Source organism: Bacillus sp. JJ1127, from assembly GCF_036965845.1.
Classification (GTDB): Bacteria; Bacillota; Bacilli; order Bacillales; family Bacillaceae_G; genus Bacillus_A.
In genome coordinates, this window is the sequence record NZ_JBALQK010000316.1 from 1 (window position 1) to 6,742 (window position 6,742).

4 protein-coding genes and 2 pseudogenes are annotated in these 6,742 nt (G+C 33.7%); 5 read left to right on the plus strand and 1 reads right to left on the minus strand.

The features are described 5' to 3' along the window. Positions 1–13: 13 nt before the first annotated feature. From V7183_RS23485 to colA, 3 genes are all read left to right on the plus strand, one after another. Positions 14–955, plus strand: a complete 942-nt coding sequence (locus V7183_RS23485; protein ID WP_097895782.1) for a DMT family transporter — start codon at positions 14–16, stop codon at positions 953–955. Next, complete coding sequence (locus V7183_RS23490; RefSeq protein WP_335361012.1) at positions 952–2,274, plus strand: histidine--tRNA ligase; 1,323 nt, start codon at positions 952–954, stop codon at positions 2,272–2,274. Before V7183_RS23485 ends, V7183_RS23490 begins: the two co-directional genes overlap by 4 nt. Before the next feature lie 525 nt (positions 2,275–2,799). Continuing rightward, positions 2,800–5,436 carry a collagenase ColA gene (gene colA / locus V7183_RS23495; RefSeq protein WP_335361013.1) on the plus strand — a complete coding sequence of 879 codons (2,637 nt, stop codon included), beginning with the start codon at positions 2,800–2,802 and terminating at the stop codon, positions 5,434–5,436. Between the two features lie 374 nt (positions 5,437–5,810). On the opposite strand, the pseudogene V7183_RS23500 reads toward colA, so the two are convergent. Beyond that, positions 5,811–5,957 (minus strand): annotated as a pseudogene (locus V7183_RS23500) (IS4 family transposase); the annotation flags it as partial. Positions 5,958–5,970: 13 nt separating this feature from the next. Between V7183_RS23500 and V7183_RS23505 the strand changes: the two are divergent. After that, positions 5,971–6,156: pseudogene (locus V7183_RS23505) on the plus strand (hypothetical protein); the annotation flags it as partial. A gap of 187 nt (positions 6,157–6,343) precedes the next feature. Continuing rightward, positions 6,344–6,604, plus strand: a complete 261-nt coding sequence (locus V7183_RS23510) for a YuzF family protein (protein ID WP_097895777.1) — start codon at positions 6,344–6,346, stop codon at positions 6,602–6,604. Positions 6,605–6,742 lie beyond the last annotated feature (138 nt).

Consider the following 6,742-nt stretch of genomic DNA (forward strand, 5'->3'; position numbering starts at 1 on the left):
GGGGAGGTTAGAATTGACAAAATTTCAAAAAGGGGCTACGTATACCATTATTTCAGCTTTCGGATTTGGCGTTATGCCTATATTTGCAGTAAAGGCATATCAATATGGAATTACAGTAAATACGTTATTATTGCTTCGTTTTTTTCTTAGTACTGTAATTTTCTTTTGTTATTTTTTATTTAAGAAGACAAAAATAAATTTACAGAAAACGGAAATGAAAACATTGTTTTTATTGGGAAGTGTTTTATTTACTCTCATTTCTGTATTTCATTTTGAATCTGTAAAATACATTCCTTCATCAATGGCTGTATTACTTTTATTCTTATTTCCTATATTTGTTTCAATTCTTTCTTATTTTTTATATAAAGAAAGAATTGGAAGTAAAGCATTTGGAGCGTTGATACTGGCTTTTATAGGAATTGGCTTTTTACTAGGAGTTGCATTACAAGATTCTAACTTTTATGGTATTGGACTGGCTATTGGTGCAGCTATCGTATATGCATTCTATATGATTGTTGGGAAAAAGGTGACAAATTTAATTTCACCTGCGGTAACGAGTGCATACGTGACATTATTTGCTACAATTGGTGTCTTTGCGATTGGCGTATTTTCTAGAAGTATACGATTTGATTTCGAACCTATGGCATGGGTTTATATTTTAGCTATTGTTCTATTCTCAACTGTTTTAGCAGAAATTACATTGTTTCAAGCATTAAAGCGATTGAGCTCGACTAATGTATCTATCATCAGCATGATTGAGCCTGTTTTCACAGCTATTTTTGCAAGCTTTTTGTTACATGAAAATGTAACGTTTCCCCAAATATTAGGTGGTTTAGTCGTTTTATTTAGCCTAACGTGTTTCATTTATTTTCAAAGAGAAGTTTCAGAGGATTCTACAAATCTAAAAGAAGAATTGTTTGAGAAGAATAAACAAATAGGAGGAAGAGAATTATGAAGCTGAACATAGTAAGAAACAGTTTAGATATTCCAGATGGAACAAAAGATGTTTTAGGATATGACATGCGGGTTAGAGAATATGTTATTGATACGATAAAAAATGTGTATGAAAGATTTGGATTTCAGCCCCATCAAACACCTATTCTAGAATACTTTACTACATTTGATGGGCACCATGGAGAGGGCGAAAAGTTGTTTTTTCATATGAAAGATACGAAGCAACAACATATGATTAATCGGTATGATTTAACAGTGCCATTGGCCAGGGTAATCACCATGAATCCTAATTTACCAAGACCATATAAAAGATATCAAATTGGTCCCTCTTTTCGTGATGATGTACCTAGTAAAAGTCATTTTCGGGAATTTACACAATGTGATGCAGATATGGTTGATACAAGTAGTTTACTTGCAGAAGCTGAAATTACAACGATGGCAAATACATTATTAAAAGCATTACATATCGAAAATTTTACGATTCGAATCAATCATCGTCAATTAATTAAGGGAATCGCCCAAAAAGTTGATATACATTCAAAAGAAGGGCTTTTAGGGATACAATCTGCATTAGATTATGCAGATAAAGTCACAAAAGATGGGTTAGAGGGCATTAATAAATTAATTGAAAATGGTATAGAAGAATGCACAGCATCTTTAATTATTAATAGTATTCAAGAATTGACCCAAGAGATGAAACGAGAAGAAAATCTTCTTCATAAGTTAGAAGTAATGAAGAGTTTTTTTGATCAGCAATCTGTGGCACAACAAGGAATTGAAGAACTCGAAACAATTTTTTCATATATGTCAAAAGATGTTTTAGAACGGATAGAGATTGATTTAACGTTAGCAAGAGGCGCTAACTATTATACAGGCTATATATTAGAAGGAGTTATAAAAGATTTAGAAATAGGTGCTGTACTGGGAGGAGGGAGATATGACAAACTTGTATCTTCTCTTGGTGTATTAGACGAACCAGCAGTAGGATTAGCGTTTGGATTAGAACGATTATTGCTAGCTTTAGAAGGGTTACAGTGTATCGATAGTAAAAGTGTATTAAAGGACAAAGTGTTATTAATGAGGGATGAATTTGTTAGTCCTAAATATATGTTATCCATTGCTAGTGAATTAAGAAATTATTGTGATGTAGATTTATACTATGATTCTTTTGCTAAAGAAGAAGGAATAGCGTATGCTCATGCAAATCAATATCCATTGATTTTGAAAGTTACAGAAGCTGAAATTGAGATGTATGATGTAATTGAAAATACGATATTCAAAGAGAGAATTGAGAGTATTATCCAACGTATTCGAAAATAAGATTATTAATTGTTATATATTGGGAATGCGCTTAAGAGAGGTCAAATTGCACTAACCTTCCTCATAGATTTTGTATCGTTTTTTGGAATTTTCAGTGGCGTGTATACTGGAAGTCCGCCGAGATACATGTGATTTTGGTTCATAGTCTGTATTTTATTTCTAATAAATTTGATACAAGGAAAAAAGTGCAAAATTTGGAATCGAGTGGACATCTTCAAATTTCAAAGGAAGCATTTTATGTCGAATAACTTCTACATGACTAAATTATTAGGGTATAAATAATTTGATTATTCTGTCTAAATCGTGTCTTTTCTGTGAATTTTAATGTCGGCATGGTTCTTTCTTATATGAAATAAGGAAGGGAGGATAAATTAATTTAGCAGTAGCTGAGATGAAAATATTGACTATTGATTTTACAGGTACCACTGGGGGATGCCGTTATCTAGTAAAGCTACATAAAAGAAAGTTTCGATTTAAAAAGTCAGGATTTTTAATATCTTTTGAAAAAGAAAGGGAGAAAATAGCATGATGAAATACTCGAAATTTTATAAACTGATGCTTGGTGTTGGAATTGTTACTATATCATGTAATGGATTGCAAATTCAAGCAGAGACAAAAGAGAAACATACAAAAAATGTATTACAAATGGAGCCGATAGGAATACAGAAATCCGTTGATGGGTTAGCACATTCCTCGAATGTACAAGAAAGTACATCCTTTACAAAACGATTAAAGTTAGCAGACTTATCGCAGCGTCCACCAGCGCCAAAAGAGAATGCTAAACAGCTAGTTGAAGAAAAAAAATATTCAATGGCTGAGTTGAATCAATTAAGCAACAAACAATTAACTGATCTTCTTGTTACAATTAAATGGTATCAAATTCCGGAGTTATTTCAGCTTAATAGTGATAGTCTAAAGTTTTATCAAGATGATAGCCGGATGCAAGCAATCATTGATAAACTAGCAGAACAAGGACGAGTTTATACGGAAGATGATTCAAAAGGAATTGAGACATTAGTAGAAACCCTACGTGCGGCATTTTATTTAGGTTTTTATCATGATGAATTAAGCAAACTAAACGAGCGTAGCTATCATGATAAATGTTTACCGGCTTTAAAAACAATTGCGAAGAACCCGAATTTTAAACTTGGCACATCGGAACAAAACAAAGTTATTTCATCGTATGGCATGCTGATTGGAAACGCATCAGCTGATGTTGAAGTTATTCAATATGCAGGTGAAATCTTCAAACAATATAACGATAATCTTTCTACGTTTATTGAAGATCGAACAAAAGGCGATGCTATATATAATTTGATGAAAGGAATTGATTATGATGTTCAGTCGTATATGCATGCTACGGGCAAAGAACCAAAAGATACGATGTGGTATAGGAACATCGATAGCTTTATTAATGAAATAAGTCGTTTTGCACTCATTGGTACGGTAACAGACAAAAACGGATGGTTAATTAATAATGGAATTTACTATGCTAGCCGATTTGGCAAGCTTCATAGTACACAGGCAAAAGGACAGCAAGTTACTACAGAAGCGATGCGGATTTATCCATATTTAGGAGAGCAATATTTTGTTGCGGCAGAACAAATTACTACAAATTATGGTGGAGTAGATGCGAACGGAAAAACAATAAATTTAGATCAAATTCGAGAAGATGGTAAGAAGAAATATTTACCGAAAACGTATACATTTGATGACGGAGCAATCGTCTTTAAAGCGGGGGATAAAGTTAGCGAAGAGAAAATTAAACGTTTATATTGGGCGGCAAAAGAAGTACGCTCTCAATTTTATCGTACAGTTGGTAGCGATAAGCCGCTCGAAAGTGGACATGCTGATGATGTATTAACAATGGTTATTTATAATAGTCCGGAAGAATATCAATTTAACCGTCAATTGTACGGCTATGAAACGAATAATGGTGGCATTTACATTGAAGGAATCGGAACGTTCTTTACATATGAACGTACACCAGAGCAAAGTATTTATAGTTTAGAAGAATTATTCCGTCATGAGTTTACACACTATTTACAAGGAAGATACGAAGTTCCAGGATTATGGGGACAAGGAGACATGTATCAAAATGAACGCTTGACTTGGTATGAAGAAGGAAATGCGGAGTTCTTTGCAGGCTCAACGCGATTAGATAGCGTTGTACCGCGAAAAAGTATGATTGGCGGATTATCTAATGATCCAGCGAAACGATATACGGCGGAGCAAACATTAAATGCTAAATACGGAACGTGGGATTTTTATAACTATTCGTTTGCATTGCAATCTTATATGTATAATAATCGTCCTGAGATGTTTGATAAAATACACGATTTAATTCGTGCAAATGATGTTCCAGGTTACGATGCGTACCGCTCTACATTAAGTAAAGATAATCAATTAAATCAAGACTACCAATCTTACATGCAAATGCTGATTGATAACCGTGATAAGTATACAATTCCGCAAGTATCAGATGATTATTTAGCACAGCATGCTACAAAACCGCTTTCAGATGTTACGACAGATATTACAAATGAAGCGAAGTTAAAAAATGTGAAGGTAACAAAGAATAAATCACAATTCCTTAATACATTTACACTACAAGGAACATATACAGGAAGTACGTCAAAAGGAGAAGCTGAGGACTGGAAAGCGATGAATCAAGCAACGAATGATATGCTGAAACATCTTTCAGAAAAAGAGTGGAGCGGATATAAAACATTGACGGCTTATTTCGTAAATTACCGCGTCAATGCCGCTGGGCAATTTGAATATGATGTTGTGTTTAGCGGAGTGAATACGGAAGAAGATCCTAGTATAGAAAAAGAACCGAATAATACATTTGATACAGCGAATCCACTATCTTTGAATACATTATTACGAGGTAGCCTAAGTGATCAAGATCAAGTTGACCGGTTTGTTATTGATGTGAAGACAGCGAAAGATTTACAGATTACCGTTACGAATGAACAAAACCTTGGAATGAATTGGGTATTATATTCTGAGTCAGATCTTAATAATTATGCCGCTTATACAACAAAACGCGACGGAAATAAATTACTTGGAAATTATTATGCGAACCCAGGGAAATATTACTTGAGTGTATATAAATATGGCGGTGGAACAGGAAGTTATACAATAGAAGTAAAATAATTTAAAGAGGCTGCTTTGAAAGACTTTTGTTAAGTATTTTATTTGTATAGAAGCATTTTCCATAAAGAAAAGACACCATAATGAGTGCATTTTTCTTATTGTTTTTTACCAGTATCCGTCGAAGTGAGCAGGTCCTAAAAAAAGATACTGAGATTGTATCGTAAGATTTAATAACTTTTGCATAAGCATCAAATATATATAGTATACTTAAGTTATGATGACAAAGAGGGCGAATACTCTCTTTGTCTGTTAATCTCATGGTTTGTTACTCTTTTGTACTGTCGCCTGTTAAGCGCCGGTCTTTTTTTGTTTCTTGGAATGCAGCCCATGTCCATCAAGCTAATATTTTGAAATATCCCCAAAACAAAAAAATGTATAGCAATTAACTCCTTTGCTTGATATTTACTCTTTCGCTGAACGAATCCTTGTTCTTTAGCCAGGTGTTCTAGAACATGAGGAGACATATGTTGTTGTAATTCTTCAGCAATCAGTTGAAGTTCGTCAGGAATTGAAAGATTCATAAAAAACGTCATCCTTTCCTCTATCCTTACGCACCCATTTGGAGATTATACAACAATTTATGAACATATTAATGCACAAGGACGTGCACTTGCTATTGTAAACAATGGGAAATATATTAATTTAACAACAGTTAGTATGAGAGATGGTGCAAGAACATGGAATGATCAAGCTTCCTCTGCAATCGTGAAGGCAAATTAATACTAAAATAATTGACACAATGAGGAGTTGACTCTTATGAGTTGGCTCTTTTTCATTTTTGGGGTAATTCTAAATTCTTAAGTTGATGGGCATGGCCATAATCTGGCATCTCTTTTTCTTTTAGATAGGCACTTCTTAAATGAACGAAACATACACTACAGCAAATCTTGAAAAGAGGAGGCACCTTATGTATTATTCCTATGAAGATGTGTACGGTTATTTTCGAGATGGTTATGAGATAAGCGGTGAAGTAGTTGCATTAGTTGATCCATACGTTGTACAAACACTACAATCTATTGTTGGACAAAGAATTGTAGTTGAAACAATCCGTGGTAGTGTAAATGGTACGCTAAGAAGTGTGAAGCCAGATCATATTGTATTAGAAGAAAAAGAAGTGCCATGTTTTGTTCGAGTACAACAAATTGTGTGGTTTATGCCTGAAAAATAAAAGAAATGTATAGACGAATTGCTAGAGTAAAGCTAAGAATCTATTATGTTAATATAGTAGATTCTTAGCTTTAATTGGTTCCTATATATACATCAATTAAAAAACCGACATAAAACCCATCTTTTTAGGTGGGAGAGA

Excerpts from the sequence above, each read along its gene's own strand:
- colA (WP_335361013.1), top strand. The coding sequence starts at position 2,800 with ATGATGAAATACTCGAAATTTTATAAACTGATGCTTGGTGTTGGAATT.
- V7183_RS23490 (WP_335361012.1), top strand. The coding sequence starts at position 952 with ATGAAGCTGAACATAGTAAGAAACAGTTTAGATATTCCAGATGGAACA.
- V7183_RS23510 (WP_097895777.1), top strand. The coding sequence starts at position 6,344 with ATGTATTATTCCTATGAAGATGTGTACGGTTATTTTCGAGATGGTTAT.